The sequence below is a fragment of the Nonomuraea sp. LPB2021202275-12-8 genome, assembly GCF_037044575.1.
Lineage (GTDB): Bacteria > Actinomycetota > Actinomycetes > Streptosporangiales > Streptosporangiaceae > Nonomuraea.
Window position 1 is genome coordinate 99,666 of sequence record NZ_JBAHWD010000002.1, and the last position, 20,625, is coordinate 120,290.

At 71.9% G+C, this 20,625-nt stretch carries 21 protein-coding genes and 1 tRNA gene; 10 read left to right on the forward strand and 12 right to left on the reverse strand.

Features of this window, described 5'->3' with window-relative positions; translation table 11 throughout:
- Both V5E28_RS04250 and V5E28_RS04255 read right to left on the reverse strand, forming a co-directional pair.
- Complete coding sequence (locus tag V5E28_RS04250) at positions 1 to 426, reverse strand: hypothetical protein (RefSeq protein WP_336205015.1); 426 nt, start codon at positions 424 to 426, stop codon at positions 1 to 3.
- Positions 427 to 529: 103 nt separating this feature from the next.
- Positions 530 to 603 (reverse strand) — tRNA-Pro (locus V5E28_RS04255).
- Positions 604 to 741: 138 nt separating this feature from the next.
- Between V5E28_RS04255 and V5E28_RS04260 the strand changes: the two genes are divergently transcribed.
- Positions 742 to 1,602, forward strand: a complete 861-nt coding sequence (locus tag V5E28_RS04260) for an NAD(+)/NADH kinase (RefSeq protein WP_336205016.1) — start codon at positions 742 to 744, stop codon at positions 1,600 to 1,602.
- Here V5E28_RS04260 and V5E28_RS04265 read toward each other — a convergent pair.
- A complete protein-coding gene (locus tag V5E28_RS04265; protein ID WP_336205017.1) occupies positions 1,548 to 2,843 on the reverse strand; it encodes a YibE/F family protein in 1,296 nt (431 codons plus the stop codon). The two genes, V5E28_RS04260 and V5E28_RS04265, sit on opposite strands and share 55 nt — an antisense overlap.
- Positions 2,844 to 2,928: 85 nt before the next feature.
- Here V5E28_RS04265 and V5E28_RS04270 point away from each other — a divergent pair, with 85 nt between their 5' ends.
- On the forward strand, positions 2,929 to 3,642 hold the full coding sequence (locus tag V5E28_RS04270; protein ID WP_336205018.1) for a DUF72 domain-containing protein: 714 nt from the start codon (positions 2,929 to 2,931) through the stop codon (positions 3,640 to 3,642).
- Complete coding sequence (locus tag V5E28_RS04275; RefSeq protein ID WP_336205019.1) at positions 3,643 to 4,614, forward strand: magnesium transporter CorA family protein; 972 nt, start codon at positions 3,643 to 3,645, stop codon at positions 4,612 to 4,614. It begins immediately after the preceding gene.
- Here V5E28_RS04275 and V5E28_RS04280 read toward each other — a convergent pair.
- The 4 genes from V5E28_RS04280 to thrS all read right to left on the reverse strand — a co-directional run bounded on the left by V5E28_RS04280 (position 4,509) and on the right by thrS (position 9,793).
- Positions 4,509 to 5,042 (reverse strand): DUF1850 domain-containing protein, encoded by a 534-nt coding sequence (locus V5E28_RS04280; RefSeq protein WP_336205020.1) that lies wholly within the window; start codon positions 5,040 to 5,042, stop codon positions 4,509 to 4,511. The genes V5E28_RS04275 and V5E28_RS04280 overlap by 106 nt on opposite strands.
- Before the next feature lie 20 nt (positions 5,043 to 5,062).
- A complete protein-coding gene (locus V5E28_RS04285; protein ID WP_336205021.1) occupies positions 5,063 to 6,004 on the reverse strand; it encodes a TAXI family TRAP transporter solute-binding subunit in 942 nt (313 codons plus the stop codon).
- Complete coding sequence (locus V5E28_RS04290; RefSeq protein ID WP_336205022.1) at positions 6,001 to 8,523, reverse strand: TRAP transporter permease; 2,523 nt, start codon at positions 8,521 to 8,523, stop codon at positions 6,001 to 6,003. The genes V5E28_RS04285 and V5E28_RS04290 overlap by 4 nt, the downstream gene beginning before the upstream one ends.
- A gap of 94 nt (positions 8,524 to 8,617) precedes the next feature.
- Complete coding sequence (gene thrS / locus V5E28_RS04295) at positions 8,618 to 9,793, reverse strand: threonine--tRNA ligase (RefSeq protein ID WP_336205023.1); 1,176 nt, start codon at positions 9,791 to 9,793, stop codon at positions 8,618 to 8,620.
- Positions 9,794 to 9,998: 205 nt separating this feature from the next.
- On the opposite strand from thrS, the gene V5E28_RS04300 reads away from it, so the two are divergent.
- On the forward strand, positions 9,999 to 10,970 hold the full coding sequence (locus V5E28_RS04300; protein ID WP_336205024.1) for a helix-turn-helix transcriptional regulator: 972 nt from the start codon (positions 9,999 to 10,001) through the stop codon (positions 10,968 to 10,970).
- Here V5E28_RS04300 and V5E28_RS04305 read toward each other — a convergent pair.
- Entirely contained in the window at positions 10,967 to 11,407 is a 441-nt protein-coding gene (locus V5E28_RS04305) for an ATP-binding protein (RefSeq protein WP_336205025.1), read from the reverse strand. The two genes, V5E28_RS04300 and V5E28_RS04305, sit on opposite strands and share 4 nt — an antisense overlap.
- 158 nt (positions 11,408 to 11,565) lie before the next feature.
- Here V5E28_RS04305 and V5E28_RS04310 point away from each other — a divergent pair, with 158 nt between their 5' ends.
- From V5E28_RS04310 to V5E28_RS04335, 6 genes are all read left to right on the forward strand, one after another.
- Entirely contained in the window at positions 11,566 to 12,033 is a 468-nt protein-coding gene (locus tag V5E28_RS04310) for an adenylyltransferase/cytidyltransferase family protein (RefSeq protein WP_336205026.1), read from the forward strand.
- 60 nt (positions 12,034 to 12,093) lie between these two features.
- Positions 12,094 to 12,681, forward strand: a complete 588-nt coding sequence (locus tag V5E28_RS04315; RefSeq protein ID WP_336205027.1) for a hypothetical protein — start codon at positions 12,094 to 12,096, stop codon at positions 12,679 to 12,681.
- Positions 12,682 to 12,709: 28 nt separating this feature from the next.
- Positions 12,710 to 13,453: a DUF427 domain-containing protein gene (locus V5E28_RS04320; protein ID WP_336205028.1), complete on the forward strand. Its 744-nt coding sequence runs from the start codon at positions 12,710 to 12,712 to the stop codon at positions 13,451 to 13,453.
- Between the two features lie 62 nt (positions 13,454 to 13,515).
- Entirely contained in the window at positions 13,516 to 13,908 is a 393-nt protein-coding gene (locus tag V5E28_RS04325) for a GntR family transcriptional regulator (protein WP_336205029.1), read from the forward strand.
- Positions 13,905 to 14,762, forward strand: coding sequence for an ATP-binding cassette domain-containing protein (locus V5E28_RS04330; protein WP_336205030.1), 858 nt, complete (start codon positions 13,905 to 13,907; stop codon positions 14,760 to 14,762). Before V5E28_RS04325 ends, V5E28_RS04330 begins: the two co-directional genes overlap by 4 nt.
- Positions 14,759 to 15,721 (forward strand): ABC transporter permease, encoded by a 963-nt coding sequence (locus tag V5E28_RS04335; RefSeq protein WP_336205031.1) that lies wholly within the window; start codon positions 14,759 to 14,761, stop codon positions 15,719 to 15,721. Before V5E28_RS04330 ends, V5E28_RS04335 begins: the two co-directional genes overlap by 4 nt.
- 8 nt (positions 15,722 to 15,729) lie before the next feature.
- Here V5E28_RS04335 and V5E28_RS04340 read toward each other — a convergent pair whose 3' ends face one another.
- The 4 genes from V5E28_RS04340 to V5E28_RS04355 all read right to left on the reverse strand — a co-directional run bounded on the left by V5E28_RS04340 (position 15,730) and on the right by V5E28_RS04355 (position 20,570).
- Positions 15,730 to 16,323: a TIGR03086 family metal-binding protein gene (locus V5E28_RS04340; protein WP_336205032.1), complete on the reverse strand. Its 594-nt coding sequence runs from the start codon at positions 16,321 to 16,323 to the stop codon at positions 15,730 to 15,732.
- A 66-nt stretch (positions 16,324 to 16,389) separates the two neighbouring features.
- On the reverse strand, positions 16,390 to 17,652 hold the full coding sequence (locus V5E28_RS04345; protein WP_336205033.1) for a M20/M25/M40 family metallo-hydrolase: 1,263 nt from the start codon (positions 17,650 to 17,652) through the stop codon (positions 16,390 to 16,392).
- Positions 17,649 to 19,502, reverse strand: coding sequence for a S9 family peptidase (locus V5E28_RS04350; protein WP_336205034.1), 1,854 nt, complete (start codon positions 19,500 to 19,502; stop codon positions 17,649 to 17,651). The genes V5E28_RS04345 and V5E28_RS04350 overlap by 4 nt, the downstream gene beginning before the upstream one ends.
- 3 nt (positions 19,503 to 19,505) lie before the next feature.
- Complete coding sequence (locus tag V5E28_RS04355; RefSeq protein WP_336205035.1) at positions 19,506 to 20,570, reverse strand: peptidase C39 family protein; 1,065 nt, start codon at positions 20,568 to 20,570, stop codon at positions 19,506 to 19,508.
- Between the last annotated feature and the right edge of the window lie 55 nt (positions 20,571 to 20,625).

Consider the following 20,625-nt stretch of genomic DNA (forward strand, 5'->3'; position numbering starts at 1 on the left):
TCACCGCTCGTCCAGGGCTTTTCTGGCCGCTGCCAGCACGGTTGCGACATGAGAGCCGGATGCGTCGGCGGGGATCTCCACGAATCCGGCGGCCGGGTCGTAGTCCACGTCGAGCCCGGCGTCGACGAGCCGCTGCGCCCACCGCAGCGCGGTGTTGAGCCGCTCCGCCGCGGGAGGCTTGCCCTGCGCGGCAGCCGACAGGTTGCGCAGGTTGGTGGCGGGCCCGGACTGCGCGTGCGTGCGCGACAGCTTCCACGGTACGGCGCGGCTGTGGTCGAGCATCGGCTTGGCCAGCCCGGCGGCCCGCTTGGCCTGCAGAACCCCGGACTCGCTCACCCCGAAGTGCGCGGCCAGCTCCTGCACGCTCAGCCCTTCGGCGGCGAGCCTGGAGAGCTCGCCCCGATCGATCGTCGGCCTGCGCCCCACCCGGCCTCCTCAGCTCGCGATGCACGTCAAGGCCATGATGCCGGGGCTTTCGCGCATGAGAAAACCCGATCACCGAATTCCGGTGATCGGGCTGGATATTGTGTCGGGACGACAGGATTTGAACCTGCGACCCCCTGACCCCCAGTCAGGTGCGCTACCAAGCTGCGCTACGTCCCGCCAATCCCCGAGCTGAACCTTTTTGTGGAGGTGTTCGGCCCGGTCTTGCGTGGAAAACACTATCACGGGCCACAGACCTCTCCGTGCCAACTTCAGGCGGGGTGAGGCTGTTCAGATCGCGCCCCCTAAGGTGGATCCATGGGCATGGTCGGGACGGTCGGGCTGGTGCTTCATCCCAAGCGCGACTCCAAGAAGGCGATCGACACGATCCTGAGCTGGGCCGCCGTGCGGGGCGCCACCGTGCTCGGTCTGCCCGACGAGGTGGACCGCATCGACTGCAGCGCGGTGGCGGTGAACGGTGACGAGCTCGTCGAGCGGGCCGACCTGCTGGTCAGCCTCGGCGGAGACGGCACGATGCTGCGCACCATGCGGCTCATCGCCGGGCGGGGCACACCGATCCTCGGGGTGAACATGGGGCGGCTCGGCTTTCTGGCCGAGATCGACGTTGAGGAGCTGGCCGCCACGCTGTCGGCCATCGACAGTCACCAGTACACCGTCGAGCCGCGGATGGCGGTGCGCACGACGCTGGCCGGGAGCGGCGAGCTGACCGCGTTCAACGACATCGCGCTGGCCCGCATCCCGGGCGACCGGCTGGCGGGGGTGAGGGTCTCGCCGTCCGGGCAGCCGTTCGTGAGCTATGCCGCGGACGCGGTGATCGTGGCCACGTCCACCGGCTCCACCGCCTACAGCTTCTCCGCGGGCGGCCCCGTCGTCTCGCCGCGGGTCGAGGCCGTGCTCGTGGTGCCGGCGGCCGCGCACTCCTCCTTCAACCGGGCGCTGGTCCTGCCCGCCGACGAGGAGGTGACGCTGGAGGTGCTGCCGATCAGCGGGCGGCTTGCCGTCGAGCTCGACGGCATCGTGGTGGGCCACCTGGTCCCCGGCGACAGCATCACGGTCGCGGCCGCGCCGGGTGCGGCCAAGGTGGTCAGGCTCGGCACCACCTTCTACGAGCGGGCCCGCCGCAAGCTGCGCGTGGACGGCAGCGTCGAGCTGGGCTGAGCCGACCGGCGGTGCCTGGCCGCCGGCATGGGCGGCTCAGCGGGGGCATGGGGGGCATGGGGGGCGTGCGGCTCCTCGGGCGGGTCGCGCCGCGCCGCGACCAGGGCGGCCAGCGCGGTGGTGATGGGCACGGCGGAGATGAGGCCGAGCGTGCCGACGACGCTGCGGGCGATCTCCTGGGCGATGACCGGGGTGGTGAGCACCTCGCCGAGCGGCTGCTCACCGATGCTGAAGAGCAGCAACAGCGGCAGCGAGGCCCCCGCGTAGGCGAGGATGATCGTGTTGATCACCGAGGCGATGTGGGCGCGGCCGACGCGGCTGCCGGCCCGGTAGAGGCGGCGGAAGCCGTAGGTGGGGTTGGCGGCGGCCAGCTCGGCGACGGTGACCGACTGGGTGACCGTCACGTCGTCGAGCACGCCGAGCGCGCCGATGATGATGCTGGCCAGCAGGAGCCCCTGGGTGTCGATCGACAGGCTCATGTCCAGGGTGAAGGAGCTGTCGTCGGTGATGCCGTTGAGCCGGGCCACCCCGAGCGCGGCGTAGGACAGGACTCCCGTGACGGTGAGGCTGGCCAGCGTGCCGAGCACGGCCATCGCCGTCGCCTGGGTGAAACCGTGGGTGAGGAACAGGACCGTGAGCATGATCGCCGCGGCGCCCACGATGGCCACCAGCATGGGTGGCCGGCCTTCGAGGATGCCGGGGATGACGAACGTCAGCAGCAGCACGAACGTGATCGCGAGCCCGACGAGTGCGGTCACGCCGCGCCACCGGCCGAAGGCGATCACCGCCAGGGCGAAGGCCGCGCCGAACAGCCACAGGGTGCTCGCCCGGTCGTGGTCGGAGATCTGGTAGGCGGGCGTGCCCGGCTCGGCTTCCGGGTGGTGCAGCAGCACGATCTCGTCGCCTGCGGCGAAGCGCTGCGAACCGGGGCCGCTGGGCAGGGGGAGCGTGACGTTCTCGCCGTCGCCGACCGCGACGGTGGCGGTCCCGCAGGTGGCCGGGTGAGGCTTGGGCGACTCGGGCGGCGTCTCCGGGCAGGCTTCGAGCGTGACGGCGGTGATGGTGCCGGTGACGCGCTGGAAGGCGGGCGGCTCCTGCGCCGCTTCGGTGCGGCCGTCGGGCCAGAGCCAGACCAGCGCCGCCAGCGTGGCGACCGCGAGCGGCAGCAGGACGGCGAGCGTCGCCACGACCGCCCGGCGTGAGGCGGGCGCAGCGGTGCCGTGCGCGTGGTTGGCGCCCATCCGTGGAGACCTCCTACGATTTCGCAGAGCGACAGTACTGCACCGATGCGCGGTAGGCGGCACTCTCCCCGGGTAGGCGCCTGGCATGGCGACGCTGGTGGGCACCTCTGGGTGGCAGTATCGGGACTGGCGCGGCGTCATCTACCCGCAGGGCGTCCCGCAGCGGCTCTGGCTGGAGACCTACGCCGAGACGTTCGCCACGGTCGAGAGCAATAACGCGTTCTACCGGCTGCCGTCCGCGGAGCTGTTCGCCTCCTGGCGCGAGCGGACCCCGGACGGGTTCGTGATGGCGGTGAAGGCGAGCAGGTTCCTCACCCACATCAAGCGGCTGGCCGAGCCGGAGGAGCCGGTGGAGCGGCTGATGGGGGCCGTGGCGGGGCTGGGGGACAAGCTCGGCCCGATCCTGCTGCAGCTCCCGCCGAACCTCAAGGCCGATCCCGGCAAGCTCGACCGGTGCCTGAGCTGCTTTCCCGGGCGGGTGCGGGTGGCGGTGGAGTTCAGGCACGAGTCGTGGTGGACGGACGAGACGCGCAAGGTCCTGCGGGCGCGCGAGGCGGCCCTGTGCTGGGCCGACCGGCTCGGCAGGCCGCAGAACCCGTTCTGGGACACCGCGTCCTGGGGCTACGTCCGGCTGCACGAGGGCCGCGCCACCCCCAGGCCCTCGTACGGTGACATGTCGCTGAGGTCCTGGGCCAGGCGCGTGCGTGAGGCGGGCTGGCGGGACGCGTACGTGTACTTCAACAACGACCCCGGCGGAGCGGCGGTGCGGAACGCTCGGCGCTTTGCCACACTCGTGTAGATGCGCACACGTCTGTATAGGAACGGCCGCCTGCAGAAGGAGGGCTTCCCGGTCGCGGAGGTCTCCGACTACGTGGCCGACGGCGACAACGTGGTCTGGTTCGACCTGTGCGCCCCCACGGTGCAGGAACTCGACGCGATCGGCGAGGAGCTGGGACTGCACGAGCTGGCCGTCGAGGACGTGTCGAGCGACCACCAGCGCCCGAAGGTGGACGTATACGACAACCACCTGTTCATCAGCGTGTATGCCGCGCACCTCGACGGCGAGACCCTAGACCTCTGCGAGGTCGACATCTTCGTCACCGCCAACGCCCTCGTCACAGTCAGGCAGAGCGACCGCTTCGACATCGACGAGGTGGTCAAGGCCTGGGACGCCGCCGCCCCCCACCTGGCGGGCCACGGCGTCTCCTTCCTGCTGCACGGTGTGCTGGACTTCGTGGCCGACGGCCATCTCTCGGTGGTCCAGGAGCTCGACGCGCAGGCCGAGGACCTGGAGGAGGCCCTGTTCGAGGACCGTCCCGCGCGCGGCCGCGAGCTGCAGCGCAGGATGTACTCCCTGCGCAAGGCCACGGTCAGGTTCCGCAAGGCGACGATGCCCATGCGGGACATCGTCGGCACCCTGCGCCGCCGCAACCAGGAACTGGTGGCCGCCCCGGCGATGGCCCCCTACTACGAGGACGTCTACGACCACGTGCTCCGTACGGCCGAGTGGGTCGAGTCGCTGCGCGACCTGCTGGCCAACATGCGCGAGACGCGGCTGGCACAGCAGGGCTTCCGGCTGAACGAGATCATGAAGCGGCTCACGGGCTGGGCGGCGATCATCGCGGTGCCGACCGCCATCACCGGCTTCTACGGCCAGAACGTGCCCTACCCCGGCTCGGGCGAGGCGTGGGGCTTCTGGACGTCGCTGGTGCTGGTGGCGCTCGCCTCAGTGGGGCTGTACGTGGTGTTCAAGAAGAAGGACTGGTTGTAGGGCGGCGCGCAGGGCACCCCCCGGTCGTCCAGCGCCGGCGCCACCGCCACCCGCACCTGCCGCGCCCCCGAGGCCGGATACAACGGCAGGCAGCGCCCGCCCGCCAGCAGCGTCCTGCGGCCGATGGGAGTGGCGATCAGCGGCAGCTCCTCGTACGTCGCCGGCACCGCCAGGCGCAGCAGCCACAGCCCGTCGGGCAGGCGGCTCCGCTCGCCGTCCAGCGCGTAGTAGTCGAGCACGCCGCCGCTGGCCGAGACGACGGCCCGCATGGTGAAACGGCTGCCCTCCACGGTGAACACCTCCGCCGACGGCGCCCGGTAGATCGAATGCACGTAACCGATCGCGAACACGCCGGAGGGGGGCAGGACGAGCCCGTTCACGGCCGGGCGCCCGGCTCCACCACCGGAGCCGAGCGCCAGCACCGCCACGAGCGCGAGAACGAGCCTGATCAGCCCTTCTCCTTGAAGTAACGGGCCGCGCCCGGATGCAGCGCCACCGGGTCCACCTGCTGGGCGAGCGCCACGTCGAGCTTCTCCGCCTCCGGGTGCACGGCCACGAGCTGGGCCTTCTTCTCGAACAGGGTCTTGGTGATGTCGTAGGCGAGCTGCTCGTCCATCTTGTCCGGCACCAGCAGCACGTTGGCGATCCCGACCGTCTTGACCGTGCCTTCCAGCTTGTAGACGTTCATGTCGATGTCGAGCCCGACGTACTGCTTGCCGTACTTGGTCTGCATCTTGGCGAGCACGTCGCTGGTGTCGAGCATCTTCATGTCCGGCTTGGTCGTCGCCAGGTCCACCACACCGGCCGTGGGCAGGCCGCCCACCCAGAAGAACGCGTCGATCGTGCCGTCCTTCGCCGCCTGCACCGACTCGTTGATCGACAGCTGCTGCTTGGTGATGTCGGTGTCCGGGTTGAGGCCGGCCGCCTCCAGCATGCGTCTGGCCACCACCTGGGTGCCGGAGTTCGGCGGTCCGAGTGAGACCGTCTTGCCCTTCAGATCGGCGACCTTCTCGGCGGCGACCCCTGGCGCGACCACCACGTGGGAGTAGTTGTCGTAGATGCGGGCGAGCGACTTGACCGCCTGCTTCTCGGTGAAGGAGCCGGTGCCGTTGACCGCGTCGGCGGCGGTGTCGGACTGGGAGAAGCCGATGTCGGCCTTGCCGGTGGCCAGCAGCTTGATGTTCTCGATGGAGGCGGAGGTGACCGAGGCGGTGGCCTGGGTGTTGGCGATGCTGGAGGACAGCTGCTTGGCCAGCCCGCCGCCGTAGACGTAGTAGACGCCGGTGGTGCCGCCGGTCGCGATCGACAGCCGGTTGCCCGAGCCGCCCGATCCGCCGCCACAGCCCGCGATCAGGGCCGCTGCGGCGAGTAGCGCCAAAATCCGCTTCACGCTGGGACTCTCCTTCTTCTGATGAGATGTACGGCTGCCGCGACCGCCAGCACGGCGAAGCCGACGGCGATCGGGACGGGTTCGAGGAAGAGCAGCAGCACGGCGGCGACCGCGGCCATCAGCCGCTCCGGCCAGCCGGTGATGCCGCCGGTCGCCAGGGCGAGCGCCGCCACCGCGACGGCCGAGACCGCCGTCATCAGCAGCACGGTGCCGATCGGCCCCTGGCCGAGCAGCGCCTGGCCGTTCGGCGTGAGCACGAACGCGAACGGCACCAGGAAGGCCGGCAGCGTGTAGCGCCACGTCATCATCATGGTCTTGTAGGTGTTGCCGCCCGTGATGGCGGCCGCGGCGACCGCCGACAGCGCGGTCGGCGGGCTCACCTCCGACAGGACCGCGTAGTAGAACACGAACATGTACGCCTCGGCCTGGCTCACGCCGAGCGTGGTGAGTGCCGGGCCGATGATCACCGCCGCGATGATGAAGCTCGCGGTCACCGGGACGGCCAGGCCGAGCAGCAGGACGGCGACGGCGGACATGACCGCGGTGAGGATGAGGTTGCCCGCGGCGAAGTCCACGATGATCGCGCTGAGGTTGAGCCCGAGCCCGGTCTGGGTGATGACGCCGACGATGATGCCCGCCGCCGCGCAGACCGCGGTCACCGGCAGCACCTCCAGCGTGCCCTTCGCCAGCGCCTGGCCGATCCGGCTGGGGCCCATCCGGTGCGCCGGGTCCAGGAAGGACAGTGCGAAGGCGACGCCGGTGGCGATCACCACGGACTGGAACGCCGAACGATCCAGCGCCATCAGCACGATGATGAGGATGAGCGAGCTGAAGTGGTAGCCGAAGCGCAGCAGCAGTTTGCCCACCCGGGGCGCGTCCACGGCCACGGCGTGGGTGTTGAACCGGCGCGAGTCGATCTCGATGGCCAGGAAGATGCCCAGGTAGTACAGGATCGTCGGGATCGTCGCGAAGACCAGCACTTCCAGATAGCTGACCCGCAGGTATTCGGCGATGATGAACGCCGCCGCGCCCAGCGTCGGCGGTGACAGGATCGCGCCGATTCCGCCCGCGGCCAGGATGCCGCCCGCCGGCTCCTTCGGGTAGCCGGCCCGCCTGAGCACCGGCCAGGCGACGCTGCCCAGGCTGACCGTGGTGGCCACGCCGGATCCCGAGACGGTGCCGAGCAGGAAGCCCGCCGTGGTGACGGTGCGGCCGGGGGCGGCGCGGGACTTGCGGAAGGCGGCGAAGCTCAGGTCGATGAAGAACTTGCTGGCGCCCGAGAAGTCGAGCACGGCGCCGTAGATGGTGAACAGGATGATGTAACTGGCGGCCACCTGCAGGGGGACTCCGAAAAAGCCTTCGGTGCCGGTGTAGAGCTGCGACACGATCTGGTCGAGGTCGAACCCTCGATGGCCGATCGTCCAGTCAATCGGCAAATATGCGCCGAAATAGGCATATGCCAGGAAAAAGGCGCAAATGATGGTGAGTGACCATCCGACGGTCCGCCGTACGGCCTCCAGCAGCAGCACGGTCAGGAGCAGCCCGGCGACGACGTCCATCTCGCTCAGCGCGGCTCCCGAGCCCCGGTCGCGGAAGGCGTCGATGCCGAGCAGCGGGTACACCAGCGCCGCCAGCGCGGCGGCGGCCAGCAGCCAGTCGCCCACGCTCGGCCACTCGACCCGCCTCCCGCCCGCCGCCGCGGGGACCGGCCCCGCGGGGACGGTCCCTCCCGCGCCTGGAGGGGCCGGACGGGTGTCGTCCGCTGTCCGAGCCTCCGTCACGGCCGGCCGGGTGGAGCTCTCGGCGGGGCGCGTGTCCTCCTCAGCCGTTGGGACGCTCACGCTTTCGGTGGCCGGGACGGTGGCGCGGGCGTCCGCCGCGGGTGTGGTCTCGGTGAGGGAGGCGCCGTGCGGTCCCGCCGCGGGGCCCGCGTCGTCCGGTGGCGCGCCGGCTTCGGCGAGGGTGACGGCGTCCGCCGTCGCTCCCGCTTCCCGGAGGGCGGCGGCGTCCACGGGGGCGGCCGTTTCCCGCAGGGTGGGCGCATCCGTCCCGTCGGCCCGCCCCGGCGCGTCCCCCGGCGCGGGGATCGCGCGGAGCGTGGGCGCGCCGGCCGCGGGGTCCGGTGTGGGCATGTCCTGGAGGGTCGGCGCGTCCGGGGCGGTCGAGAACTGGATCGTGGGGCTGTCGGGGGTGTGCACCTCTGGCAGGGTGGGCGCCTCGGGGGAGCGGGCCGAGGAGGCGTCGCCCGGCGGGGTGGAGCGGCGGGCCCGCCACCGCTGGATCGCCGGCCCCAGCCCGGAGCGGTAGCTGAGGAAGACCAGCGGCAGCGCCACCGCCAGGAACGTCATCCGATGCTGCAGCGCCTCGACCGGGTAGAACACCACCGCGATCGAGTACGCCGACAGCAGTCCGCCCACGATCCACACGCCGAGCCGCAGGGGGCCGCCGAGCTGCCGGGCCGGCCGCTCCTGCTCGTGAGCGGAGACCAGCTCCGCCTCTCGTTCACTGAGCTCGGTCAAATCGTTTCCTCCCGACACGGCGTTGGGGGCAATTTACGAGCCCTTTACCGGCTGTGGGAAGACTCCGTTACCTTTATTTGATTTATTGCCTGCCTCAAAACCGGTGCCTGGACCGTTCGGCCAATTCGGCAAGGGGTACGGGGCCCGCCTGGCTCCCGTCACGCAGCCGCACCGACGCCTGTCCGCTCGCCACCTCACGCGGCCCCACCACGAGCTGGTACGGCACCAGCCGGTGTGCTCTGATCCTGGCGCCGAGGGTCCCCCGGTCGGCGGGAGCCAGCTCGGCCCTGAGCCCGGCCTCGACGGCGCGCCGTACCAGGTCCTCGGCGGCGGGCAGCTCGGCGTCGGACAGAGGCAGCACGACGGCCTGCACCGGTGCCATCCAGGCGGGGAACGCGCCGCCGTGCACCTCGATCAGATGGGCGACGAGCCGTTCCAGGCCGCCGACCACGCTGCGGTGGACCATGACCGGCCGGTCGCCGCCGGTGTAGCCGAGGTCGAAGCGTTCGGGCTGGTAGTAGTCCACCTGGACGGTCGACAGGGTCGACTCACGCCCCGCCGGGTCGGCGATCTGGATGTCGATCTTCGGGCCGTAGAAGGCGCCCTCGCCGCGCTCCTCGTCGAAGGCGCGCCCGCGCCGCTTCAGGATGTCGCGCAGGACGGCCTCGGAGCGCTCCCACATCGGCGGGTCGTCGACGAACTTGGTGCCCTCGCCCCGCAGCGACAGGCGGTAGCGGACGGCCTGGATGCCGAGCTGGGCGTGCGCCGCCTCGATCAGGTCGAGCGCTGCCGAGACCTCGTCCGCCGCCTGCTCGGGCGCGCAGAAGACGTGGCCGTCGTTGAGCTGGATGGCGCGCACCCTGGTCAGCCCGCCGAGCACGCCCGACAGCTCCGAGCGGTACATGCCGCCGAGTTCGGCGACGCGTAGCGGCAGGTCGCGGTGGCTGCGCTGGCGGGAGCGGTAGATCAGCGCGTGGTGCGGGCACAGGCTCGGCCGCAGGACGAACTCCTCCCCGCCCACCAGCATCGGGGGGAACATGTCCTCGGCGTAGTGCGCCCAGTGTCCCGACTTCTCGTACAGCTCACGCTTGCCGAGCACGGGCGAGTTGACGTGCTGGTAGCCGTGGCGGCGTTCCAGCTCGTGCACGTAGTCCTCGATGGCCTTGCGGACGGCGGCGCCCGCGGGCAGCCAGAAGGGCAGGCCGGAGCCGATCAGCGGATCGGTGTCGAAGAGGCCGAGCTCGCGGCCGAGCCTGCGGTGGTCGTTCATGATCATCCCTTACGAGGAAGGGGCGAACGACCGATCTCCCCGGGCGTTCGCCCGGGGAGCAGGAATCAGCGCGCCGGGAACGGGTCCGGCGTCGTCGTGACGTAAGCGCGCTGCATGCGACCACGGTAGCACCGGCGGTCACGCGCAGCAGGTGGGACACAACTACCAAGAAAGGCCCGAAAATCGGCAAATGATATAAAGAACCGTGGCCGAGATCACCCTGCACGTCCGCCAGTTGCAGGCGTTCGCCGAGGTCGGCTACCAGGTCGCCGGCGGCAGCGGGGCGCACGGCGCGATGACCGCGTTGCGCAAGGTGGTGCCGCTCGACGCCTACGAGTTCGTCGCCTTCGACCCCGCCACCGGCCGGCACCACAGCGTCGTCTCCGACGGGCACCGGCGCATCGACGGTGACGCGGCGGAGGAGTACGCGGGCCTCGACGCCTACCGCACGGCCATGGCCACCCGGGCGCCGGTGACGATGCCGGAGCCCGGCACCGAGCGCTACTTCCGCCGCCACCTGGCTCCCTACGGCTGGCGGGCGGGGCTGACCGCGCCGCTGTTCCTGACCGAGGGCCGCTACACGGGCCTGCTGCACCTGGCCACCAGGGACGCCTTCCCCGAGGTCACGCCCGCACTGGTCGCGGCGGTGAGCCCGATGCTGGCGCACGTCACCGACCTGGCCCGGTGCGTGATCGACCCGGTGGGGCTGCCCGCGGGGTTCCGGGCGGTCGCGTTCGACCGGGTGGGCACCCGCCGCGACGTGCCCGGCCTGGACACCTCCGCGGTGCTGTGGGACGAGCCCGCGATGGCCGGCTATGCCCGCGCGTTCATCGACTCGCGCGAGCTCAACCGCCGCGGCCTCTGGCTGGACCAGCGCGGCCGGTGGCGCGAGGTGCGGCTGCTGCGGGCCGGAGTCGGCTTCCAGGGCGGCCTGCAGGGCGCGGTCGTCGCCGAGCGGCCCTGCACGCTGCCGTACGACCTGACCGGGCGGGAGGTGGACGTGCTCACCCGGGTCGCGGCCGGCGACTCCAACCCGCAGATCGCCGCCGCCCTGGTGCTCAGCGTGCGCACCGTGACGACCCATCTGGAGCACATCTTCGCCAAGCTCGGCTGCGACAGCCGCACCCGGCTCACCACCAAGGTCCTGGCGGAGGGCCTGTGCCGCCTGGACGTCTAGACGGTCCAGCCCGCCGGGACCGTCACCAGCGGCAGCTCGAACCAGACGGCGGTCCTGCCGTCGCCGCGGGTGAAACCCCAGCGGTGGCTGAGCGCCTCCAGCAGCGGAAGCCCGCGTCCGCCGGTCGCCTGCAGGCTGGTACGGCAGGCGCACGGCGGCCCGTCGGAGCCCCCGTCCTCCACGCACACCCGCACCAGGTCCCGAGCCGCCAGCACGGTGACCGTGAACTCGCCCCCGGCCCCGGACCGCGAATGCAGGATCGCGTTCGTGGCCAGCTCGCTGGTGAGCAGCGCGCAGTCGTCGTGCAGCGGATGGTCGCGGCCGAGCACCGCGGTGACCAGGCTCCTCGCCCCCGCCACCTGGGACGGGACACCCGGGAAGCGGTGCGCGAGATGGTGGGAGCCCGGTTCGGTGGTCTCTTGCGAGGACGATGCCACGGTGACCCCCTGATGACGGCGACGTCATGAGACGCGCCACACTGGTGCCTGGGACTATCGCGAAAAGGTAGGAATGCCCTTTCCCAAGGTCACCCGTACGACCGTCCGGCCGGACCGAGTACGCTGCGATCGACGAGTCGACTAGGAGGAGTGCCTGCGTGAGCAGCCTGGAGGCCGTCTGGGTGCAGCCGTACGACCACCCGGGGGCAGCGGTCGTGACCGGCGTCTTCGACATCCTGCACGTGGGCCACGTGCGCTACCTGGGCTCCGTCGCGGCCCGGGGGCTGCCGCTGATCGTCGGGATCGAGGACGATCCGCGCGTGCGCGCCTGGAAGGGGCCGTCGCGCCCGTTCAACCCCGCGCCTGAGCGAGCCGAGGTGATGGCGGCGCTCCGGTTCGTGACGGGTGTGTTCATCGTCACAGGCCCGCCGGACGCGCACGGGCCCGAGGACTACATCGACCTGCTCGCGCCGATGCGGCCGGGCGCGCTCGCGCACACGGCGGGCGACCCGCACGCGGGCGCCCGGTGCGCGGCCGCCGCGCTGCTGGACGCCGAGTGCTGGGAGCTGGAGGCCATCCCGGACCGCTCGACCACCCGCATCGTCAACGCCGCGGGCAAGTCCTAGGGGAGACACGGGACGCGCGGCGGCCGGGCAGACGCTCATGATCGCGTAATCTTTCGTGCCATGATGGCCGATTCGGTGGCGCGAAGGGTGACGGACCTGCTGGCCCCGCAGGTGCTCGTGATCGCCATGCCGCCTGCCGTCGGCCTGATCGCCCAGGGCTGGCCCGGAGCCGCGTGGGGCCTGGTGGCCTCCGCTCTCTGCGGCGGCGTGCCCGCGGCGGTGATCGCCGTGGGCGTGCGCTCGGGGCGGCTGGACTCCCACCACATCGTCGACCGGGCCCGCCGGACCGGCCCGCTGCTCGCCGCCGTCGCCGCCGTGGTCGTCGCGCTGCTGGTGCTGGCCCTGCTGGGCGCGCCGAGGCTGCTGGTCGCCACCGTGACCGCGATGCTCGCCGCCCTGGCCGTGACGATCCCGGTCACGCTGCGCTGGAAGATCTCCTTCCACGCCGCCGTCTCCGCCGGGACCGTCGTGGTGCTGGCGCACGTGCTGCCCGTCCTGCCCACCCTGGTCGCCGGCGTGGCCGTGGTGGCGCTGGTGTGCTGGGCGCGGGTGCGGCTGGCCCACCACACTCCGGCCCAGGTGGCCGTGGGGGCCGCGGTGGGGGCGCTCATCACCTGGGTCACGCTGGCGGCGTTCGGCATGGAATAGCGCGTAGACGGTGGGGGTTTGCGGGAATATGGATGCCACGAACCGCGGCCGGGTGCGTGTCGAGCGCTCGGCCAAGCGCGTCAGGACCTACCTGGGCGGCCGGGTGGTGGCCGACACCACCCGGGCGCTGCTGGTGTGGGAGGTTCCCTACTATCCGGTCTACTACTTCCCGCTGGAGGACCTCGAGGAGTCGGCGTTGAAGCGGACGGGCACGACCCGGCACTCGCCGAGCAGGGGCGAGGGCGTCGTCTACACGGTGACCTCCGAGGGCGTGGAGGCGCCCGAGGCGGCGCTGGCCTACCCCGAGTCGCCGCTGGAGGCGTTGCGGGGGCATGTGCGCTTCGACTGGGAGGCGATGGACGCCTGGTTCGAGGAGGACGAGGAGGTCTACCACCACCCGCGCGACCCGTACACCCGCGTCGACATCCTGCCGAGCTCGCGTCACGTGCGGGTGGAGGTGGACGGCGTGACGGTGGCGGACTCGCGCAACGCCAGGATCCTCTTCGAGACGGGCCTGCCGGCCCGCTACTACCTGCCGAAGACCGACGTCCGGCTCGACCTGCTGGAACACACCGGCACCGTCACCCACTGCCCGTACAAGGGCAGCGCCGAATACTGGAAGGTCAACGGGCAGGAGGACCTCGCCTGGTCGTACCGCACCCCGCTGCCCGAGAGCGAGCGGGTGGCCGGCCTGATCGCCTTCTACAACGAGAAGCTCGACATCTACCTCGACGGTGAGCGTGAGGAACGGCCGAAGACGAAGTTCAGCTGAGTTGACAAGCTCGGCCGCCATCTAACACCCTTTCACTATTCAATTAGTGAAAGGGTGTTCTGGTGATCGAGTTCCAGCTGGACCGAGGCTCGGGGGTGTCCACGTACCTCCAGCTCGTCCATCAGGTCAGACAGGCGCTGCGGCTCGGCACGCTGCGGCCGGGCGACAAGCTGCCCACCGCGCGGGAGGTCGTCGAGAGCCTGGCGATCAACCCCAACACCGTGCTCAAGGCCTATCGGGAGCTTGAGCGCGAGGGGCTTGTCGCGGGCAAGCCGGGGCTCGGGACGTTCGTGGAGCGAGGTTTCGCCGGGGGGACGCTGGCCGACCACACCCGGCTGCGGCGCGGGCTCGAGGAGTGGGTGCGGCAGGCCCGGGAGGCCGGGCTGGACGAGGAGGATCTGCGGGCGCTGTTCGGCGCGGTGCTGTCCGACTCCTCCAGAGAGGGCGTCGCATGAGCCCGCCGGTGCTGGAGGCGACCGGGCTGGGGGTGCGTTACCGGCGCGGGTGGGCGTTGCGGGACTGCTCGCTGGCCGTCCCGGCCGGGCGGGTCGCCGCGCTGGTCGGGCCGAACGGGGCGGGCAAGACCACGCTCATGCACGCCGCCGTCGGGCTGCTCGCCCCCGCGAAGGGGAGTGTCGTGGTACGGGGGCAGGTCGCGTTCGTGGCCCAGGACAAGCCGCTTTACGAGTCGTTCACCGTCGCCGAGATGCTCGCCTTCGGACGGCGGACGAACCTGCGGTGGGACGAGCGGGCGGCGCTGGAGCGGCTGGCCGGGCTGGGCATCCCGCTGGAGCGCAAGGTGGGCAGGCTGTCCGGAGGCCAACAGGCGCAGGTGGCGCTGACCATCGCGCTGGCCAGGACCCCCGACCTGCTCGTGCTGGACGAGCCGCTCGCCAACCTGGACCCGGTGGCCAGGCACGACGTGATGCGGGCGATCATGGCGGAGGTGGCGGAGCACGGGCTGAGCGTGCTGCTGTCGTCGCACGTGGTCTCCGATCTGGAGGACACCTGTGACTGGCTCGTCGTGCTGCACGGCGGCCGGCTGCAGGTCAGCGGAGACATCGAGGAGCTGCTGGCCGGGCATCTCGTGCTGACGGGACCGGCGGAGCCGGCCGGCGAGCTGATGGACCGGAGCCACGTCGTCTCCGCGAGCCGCACCGGCAGGCAGGCGAGCCTGCTGGTCAGGGGAGAGCCCGTGCTGGACCCGCGATGGCACGCGCGGCGGCCGGGGCTGGACGAGCTCGTCATGGGCTATCTGCGCAGCCCCGAGTCGGCCGCACTGCCGAGCCTCGCGGGGGTGCGCCGATGATCTGGCTCACCTGGCGCCAGCACCGGGCGCAGATCCTGCTCACCGCCGCCTTCCTGGCCGTGCTCGGGCTGCTGCTGCTCGGCTCCGCGATCGAGGCCGCGCTGTACGTCGCCGGCCACGCCCCGCCCGGCTGCCCGGGTGCCGCGCCCGCGTGCGCGCCGCTGGAGGTGGCGCTGGGGGAGCGGTACGACGCGGTCTACTCGGTGTTCGGCTGGATGCCGCTGGTGCTGCCCGCGCTGGTCGGCGCGTTCTGGGGGGCGCCGCTGCTCGGCAGGGAGTATGAGCGAGGCACGCACCGGCTGGCCTGGACCCAGGCGGTGCCGGTATGGCGCTGGCTGGCGGTCAAGCTGGTCGTGCTCGGCGGCGCCGTGGTCGCCGGAGGGCTGCTGCTGTCGCTGATGATCAGCCTCTGGCGGCCGGTGTTCCGCGCCGGGATCGACTCGTCGTTCGGCAACGTCGGCGTGTTCAACATGGTCGGGGTGGCGCCGGCGGCGTGGTGGCTGTACGCGTTCGCGTTCGGGACCCTGGCCGGGGCCCTGTTCAGGCGCACGCTGCCCGCGATGGCGCTGGTCGTGGCCGGGGTGGCGGTGACCATGTTCACGCTGTTCGCGCTGAGCGACCACTACGCGGCCCCGGAGCGGGTGGTGCTGTCGGGCGCCGTGGAGCTCGGCGATCCGGACGCGCGGCTGGTCAGCGCGACCTGGGTGGACCCGTCGGGCCGCGAGGTCGACAGCCCGGGCGCGGAGGTCTGCCCCCGCCGGGTGGACCCGGGGCGCAGCAGCAGGAACACCGAAGCGTGGCAGGAGTGCCTGTTCGGCAAGGGGTACGGCTACGCCGTCCGCTACCATCCGCCCGCGCGGTTCTGGCGCTTCCAGTGGACCGAGGCGGGCATCCTCCTCCTCGCCTCGACGGTGATGGGCGGGCTGGCCGTGCGGCACACGCTGCGCCGCACGGCCTAGCGGCCGGCTCAGGCGGTGGGGGTCCAGTGCGGGTCGCGGCCGAGGTAGCGCAGGAGCTGCGCCACCTCGTCGTCGCCCGGCTGGGGCTCCAGCGCGTCGGCGTAGGCGAAACCGCGCACGATCTCGGCGGTCTGCCGTGCCACCGGGAGCAGTCCCGCCGCGAGCTCCGGAGTCAACGGCGAGGGCTGACCGGTGGCGACGGCGATGTCCCAGGCGTGCACCGCCGCGTCGAGCGCGCAGGCGCCCGCGCCGAGCGCCGGCGTCATCTTGTTCGGCGGCATCGGGACGGAGACCTCGGCGGCCTGCCTGTCGACGCCCGCCCAGGCCTTGGCCGAGCGCTCGATGGCGTTCTCCACCACGGCCAGGGGCTCGCCCGCCAGTGTGCCCGACGGCGCGAACGGGTTCTCGTCCGGGCCGGGCTCGCCGGTGAGGAAGGCGGCGTAGCCGATCTGGTCCCCCGCCGCGTGCTGGAGCACCTGGGTGACGTTCCACTGCGAGCACGGCGTGGGCCGTCCCCACGCTTCGGCGGGCACGTTGCCGACGGTCGTGCGCAGCGCCTCGTGGGAGGCGTCCAGCAGGTCCCAACCGGTGTTCTGGCTCATGACTGGTGGCTCCTCTTTCGGTGTTCGTCCTCCCGAACTCTATCAGAACGGAATGATTTGTTCCACTCAGGTCAGGAGGCGGGTGAGCACCCGCGTGCCGAACTCCAGCCCCTCCACCGGCACCCGTTCGTCCTTGCCGTGGAACATGCCGAAATAGTCCAGGTCGGGCCGGAGCATGAGCGGCGCGAACCCGTACCCCTCGATGCCGATCCTGGCGAACGACTTGGCGTCCGTGCCGCCGCTCATCACGTACGGCACCGGCCGGGCCATCGGGTCCTCGGCCACGAGCGAGCCGGCCAGCTCGTCGAAGAACGCCGACGGGTACGGCGCGGCGGGGGCGTCCTCGAGGTTGACGAACTCCCGGGTGATCTTCGGGCCGAGCAGCTCGTCGATCGTCTCCAGGAACTCCTCCCGCAGGCCAGGCAGGTAGCGCCCGTCCACGTGCGCCTCGGCCGTCGAGGGCACCACGTTCACCTTGTAACCGGCGTTCAGCATGGTCGGGTTCGCCGAGTTGCGGATCTGGCCCTTGAACAGCAGGCCGAGCGCGCCGAGCCGGGCCGCCTCCTCGTCCAGGCGGTCCAGGTCGACCGGCGAGCCGGTGATCTCCGACAGGCTCCGGATCAGCGCCGCCACGGACGGGGTCAGCCGCACCGGCCACTGGTGGGCGGCCACCCGGGACAGGGCGTGGGCCAGCGTGGCGACCGGGTTGTCGACCGCGGGCCTGGAGCCGTGCCCTGCCACGCCGTGCGCGGTGACCTTCATCCAGGCCGTGCCGCGCTCGCCCACGGCCACCGGGTAGACGCGGTGATCGCCGGAGGCGACGCTGAAGCCGCCTGACTCGCTGATCGCCTCGGTCACGCCGTCGAACAGCTCCCGGTGCTCGGTCACCGCGTGCCGCGAGCCGTAGTCGCCGGTCGCCTCCTCGTCCGCCAGGAACGCCAGCACCACGTCACGCTTGGGCCGCAGGCCACGCGCCCGCATGCCGAGCACGGTGGCCAGCGTCATCGCGCACGAGCCCTTCATGTCGACCGCGCCCCGGCCGTACACGCAGCCGTCGGTGATCTCACCGGAGAACGGGTGCATCCGCCACTCGGCCGGGTCGGCGGGCACCACGTCCAGGTGACCGTGGATCAGCAACGCGTCGGAGGAGTCGCCCTCCATCCTGGCCACCACGGTGGTACGGCGCGGCGCCGACTCGAACACCTCCGGCTCCAGCCCCGCCTCGGCCAGCAACGTGGCCACGTACTCGGCGGCCGGGCGCTCCCCGGAGCCCGGGTTGGTGGTGTCGAACCTGATCAGGTCCGAGCAGATCTCGGCGACGCTCTTCACTTGCTTCCCTCCAGCTTGAGCGGTGCCACCTCGGGCGTCTCGAACCCGAAGATCTTTCCGTAGAAGGCCAGCTCGGCCTCCAGCACCGCCACGATGGTCTCTTCCCTGCGCCAGCCGTGCTGCTCTCCGGGAAAGGTCAGCAAGGCCCACTCCTTGCCGTGCCTGTCCAGCTCGGCGACGAACCGCTCGGCCTGGCCGACGTCCACGATGGCGTCCTCCAGCCCGTGCAGCATGAGGCACGGGCCCGACGCCCGGCCGGCGTTCAGCAGCGGCGAGCGGTCGGTGTAGCGCTCGCGGGTCTCCGGCAGCGGGCCGATGAGGCCGTCCAGGTAACGGGACTCGAAGTCGTGCGTCTCGGCCGCCCAGCTCTCCGGATCGGTGATCGCGTAGTGGGCCACCCCGCCCGCGAACACGTCGCTGTGCACCAGCGCCGCCACCGTCGTCCAGCCGCCGGCGCTGCCGCCCCGGATGGCGATCCGGGCGGCGTCGGCCCGGCCCAGCTCCACCAGCCCGCGCGCCACCTTGGCGGAGTCCTGCACGTCGACCACGCCCCATTGGTGGCGCAGCCGCTCCCGGTAGGCCCTGCCGTAGCCGGTCGAGCCGCCGTAGTTCACCTCGGCCACGCCGATGCCCCTGCTGGTGAAGTAGGCGATCTCCAGGTCGAGCACGACCGGGCTGCTGCCGGTGGGCCCGCCGTGCACGAAGATCACGTACGGCGAGGGGCCCCGGACGCCGGCGGGCGGGTAGAGGTGCGCGTGCACGCCCTCGATCGTCACCGACTCCGGGTCGGGCAGCAGATCGCGCTCCGGCAGCGGCTTCGGCGCCGACACCACCTCGCGCCCGCCGCCCTCCAGGTCCACGAGCATGACTTCGAGAGGCGTGTACGGGGTGGCCGCCACGGCCGCGACCTTGCCGCCGGCCGCCGACACGGTGGAGGCCCAGTAGGTCGCCTCGCCGCCGATCTCCCGCAGGTCGCCGCTCGCGGGGTCCAGGACGCCCAGGCGACGGCGGTCCGCCGTGCCGTACACCACGACCAACCGGTCGCCGGTCACCGCGAGGCAGGCCAGGCCGGGCTTCCACGGCGCGGCGCCGAACTCCGCCTCCATCGGCGTGAGGTTGCGGCCGCGGGCGCCGTCCGTGCCGATCACGTGCACGTTCCACCAGCCGGTCGGGTCCGTGACCGCGTACAGGCTGTCGTCGTCGCGCCACTCGGCCTGCACGACCGACTCCTGCGGCCCGCCCGCGACCACCTCGTACGGGCCCGCGATCCCGTCGGGGCCGAGCGGGGCGACGCAGAGCTCGGTGCCGTCCCACGGCATGGCCGGATGGTTCCAGCCGATCCAGGCCACCTGGGTGCCGCCGGGCGACAGGCGCGGGTTCATCACGAAGTGCTGCGCCTTGACGATCACTCTGACCTCGCCGCCGCCGAGGGGGATCGCCACCAGGTCGCGCACGTCTTCGGTCTCCCGCACGGCCCACACCTCGTCGCGGCCTGGCGGCAGGTAGAGGTCGGCGTAGCGGGCCGGCCCCGCGGGCGTGAGCGGCACCGGGTCACCGGTGTCGACGCGGTAGACGCGCTGGTCGGCCCAGTTCGTGAAGACCAGGCCGCCACCGGGCAGGGGACGCCACGAGCGGCCCCCGTACTCGATCACCCGGTTGCGCGCGTTCCAGCTGGCGGGCAGGGCGTCGACGCGCTCGCCGCCGGGCAGGCGGCGCACCACGCACCGCCTGCCGCCCTCGTGCGGGCGCGGCTCGTCCCACCACACCTCCACACCCTCAGGCGTGGCGACGGCCTCCACCCACTGGGGGCCGCCGTCGGTGCGGGCCACATCGATCGGTCGAATACTCATATCTCACCAATTGCCATTTGACGGGGGCAGGGAAAACTCTGGCGGATGCAGGACGTACACGATGCCGCCGCTGCCTGAACCTCTGAGCCACACATTCTCGAACGCGGCACGCGGATAGACCCTGCGCACCTGCGCGTCGCCCGGCGCGGCGGGGTCGTTGACGAGGATGTCGCCCTCAGCGGTGAAGCCGGTGACGACCATGATGTGCCCGTTGGTGGAGTAGCCGGAGCCCGGCAGCTCGTGCGCCTTGAACGACTGCGAGGTGATCACCGGGATGCCGGCGCGTACCAGCCGCTCCAGCTCGGCCGCCGACCGGAGCCTGGTCACGAAGCCGGCCAGCCCGTACGTCCCCGCGTAGGCGACGTTGAACGGCCAGTTGCCGGTGCCCTGGTAGCTGGTGTCGTAGGTGCCGCGCGCCGCGTGGTCGACCACCGGGCACGGGTCGCCGTCGCCCACCCAGCCGAGCTCGGCGGGCGCGGGGCCACGGCCCCAGAAGGCGAGCACCATGGCGACCGCGGCGGGGCCGCACCAGTTGGCGCCGCCGCCGTCCCACTCCGGATGGTGCCCGGCGTGCTCGTGCTGCGAGTGCGCGGGCACCACCAGCTGGACCGCGCCCGCCGCGGCCGACCCTGCGGTGGAGGCCGCCGGCGCGGCCGGACGCCGCGGCACGGCGGAGGCCATCACGCCCAGGCAGTCCACCCGCGCGCCGACACCGTGCGCCGTGACCCGCACCCGGTAGGCCACCACGGGCCGCCGGGCCACGAACGTGTCCACCGCCACATCGCCGTCCTCGTCGCCCTGCCCGGGCACGGAGGTGCGCGGATGGCCGTGCTCGGACCAGCGGCCCATCACGTACCACTTGGTGCGGGTCCCCGACTCGGTCGTGGCCTGCAGCTCCACCTCGATCCAGGCGCCCGGAGGGGTGTGCGCGGTCCACGAGGCCACGAGCTGCGTCGCGGGGAAGCCGACCGGCTGCTCCTCGCCGGTCCACGCGGCGCCCGGGTCAGGGGGCACGGTGAAGCGGGTGAAGGCGACGCGGGCCAGGTCGACGGTGAGCACCAGGCTCATTGTGGATCGGCCTCACAGCTGGCGCATCGGAGGTTTTACGTACTGCCCCGGAATG

Coding starts and splice junctions, on each gene's coding strand:
- V5E28_RS04340 (WP_336205032.1), bottom strand. CDS start 16,323: ATGAGCCAGAACACCGGTTGGGACCTGCTGGACGCCTCCCACGAGGCG.
- V5E28_RS04320 (WP_336205028.1), top strand. CDS start 12,710: ATGGATGCCACGAACCGCGGCCGGGTGCGTGTCGAGCGCTCGGCCAAG.
- V5E28_RS04275 (WP_336205019.1), top strand. CDS start 3,643: ATGCGCACACGTCTGTATAGGAACGGCCGCCTGCAGAAGGAGGGCTTC.
- V5E28_RS04270 (WP_336205018.1), top strand. CDS start 2,929: ATGGCGACGCTGGTGGGCACCTCTGGGTGGCAGTATCGGGACTGGCGC.
- V5E28_RS04315 (WP_336205027.1), top strand. CDS start 12,094: ATGATGGCCGATTCGGTGGCGCGAAGGGTGACGGACCTGCTGGCCCCG.
- V5E28_RS04330 (WP_336205030.1), top strand. CDS start 13,905: ATGAGCCCGCCGGTGCTGGAGGCGACCGGGCTGGGGGTGCGTTACCGG.
- V5E28_RS04265 (WP_336205017.1), bottom strand. CDS start 2,843: ATGGGCGCCAACCACGCGCACGGCACCGCTGCGCCCGCCTCACGCCGG.
- V5E28_RS04260 (WP_336205016.1), top strand. CDS start 742: ATGGGCATGGTCGGGACGGTCGGGCTGGTGCTTCATCCCAAGCGCGAC.
- V5E28_RS04355 (WP_336205035.1), bottom strand. CDS start 20,570: ATGAGCCTGGTGCTCACCGTCGACCTGGCCCGCGTCGCCTTCACCCGC.
- V5E28_RS04350 (WP_336205034.1), bottom strand. CDS start 19,502: ATGAGTATTCGACCGATCGATGTGGCCCGCACCGACGGCGGCCCCCAG.
- thrS (WP_336205023.1), bottom strand. CDS start 9,793: ATGAACGACCACCGCAGGCTCGGCCGCGAGCTCGGCCTCTTCGACACC.
- V5E28_RS04335 (WP_336205031.1), top strand. CDS start 14,759: ATGATCTGGCTCACCTGGCGCCAGCACCGGGCGCAGATCCTGCTCACC.